The organism is Paenibacillus puerhi (assembly GCF_009846885.1).
Lineage (GTDB): Bacteria > Bacillota > Bacilli > Paenibacillales > NBRC-103111 > Paenibacillus_G > Paenibacillus_G puerhi.
On the sequence record NZ_WUWM01000097.1, the window covers coordinates 1 to 773 of the forward strand.

Consider the following 773-nt stretch of genomic DNA (forward strand, 5'->3'; position numbering starts at 1 on the left):
GTAGATGATTGGGGTGAAGTCGTAACAAGGTAGCCGTATCGGAAGGTGCGGCTGGATCACCTCCTTTCTATGGAGTCCATGATGGCTGTAGGCCATCGGACAAAAAAATCCTGACGATCGCAAGATCGCAGGTAACACTCACTCGTGTTCAGTTTTGAAAGGCGCAATGCCTTTCAGTTCATAAGCATTCGTTTGGTGATGATGGCGGAAGGGAACCACGCGTACCCATCCCGAACACGAACGTTAAGCCTTCCAGCGTCGATGGTACTTGGACCGAAGGGTCCTGGGAGAGTAGAACGTCGCCAAGCGAATCCTTCTTGTGATTCATGCTGTTTTACAACGTAAAGCTGCACGGGCCCTTAGCTCAGCTGGTTAGAGCGCACCCCTGATAAGGGTGAGGTCGGTGGTTCGAGTCCACTAGGGCCCACCATTTAACTTTATAATGATTATGGGGCCATAGCTCAGCTGGGAGAGCGCCTGCCTTGCAAGCAGGAGGTCAGCGGTTCGATCCCGCTTGGCTCCACCAACGCATGTTTGTTCCTTGAAAACTGGATAGCGAAACAAAGCAACAATGCTGAATCAAAATCTGTGCCAACTTTTATGAAGTTGATCGCATATGTTTTAGCTGCCAGCGAAGTATGGTCGGTGTGAGTGACTATTGTGCGAAGCACAACGGAACGGAACAGCGAGCATACGGAGCCAATTGGTTAAGCTAGAAAGAGCACACGGAGGATGCCTAGGCACCAGGAGCCGATGAAGGACGTGGCGAACAA

2 tRNA genes and 2 rRNA genes are annotated in these 773 nt (G+C 51.1%); all 4 read left to right on the top strand.

From position 1 onward, the window contains the following. Positions 1 to 67, top strand: a 16S ribosomal RNA gene (locus GSF01_RS29170); the annotation flags it as partial. Positions 68 to 191: 124 nt separating this feature from the next. Then, positions 192 to 308 (top strand): 5S ribosomal RNA (rrf, locus tag GSF01_RS29175). A gap of 45 nt (positions 309 to 353) precedes the next feature. Continuing rightward, a tRNA-Ile gene (locus tag GSF01_RS29180) sits at positions 354 to 430 on the top strand. Between the two features lie 20 nt (positions 431 to 450). Then, positions 451 to 526 (top strand) — tRNA-Ala (locus GSF01_RS29185). Positions 527 to 773: the final 247 nt, after the last annotated feature.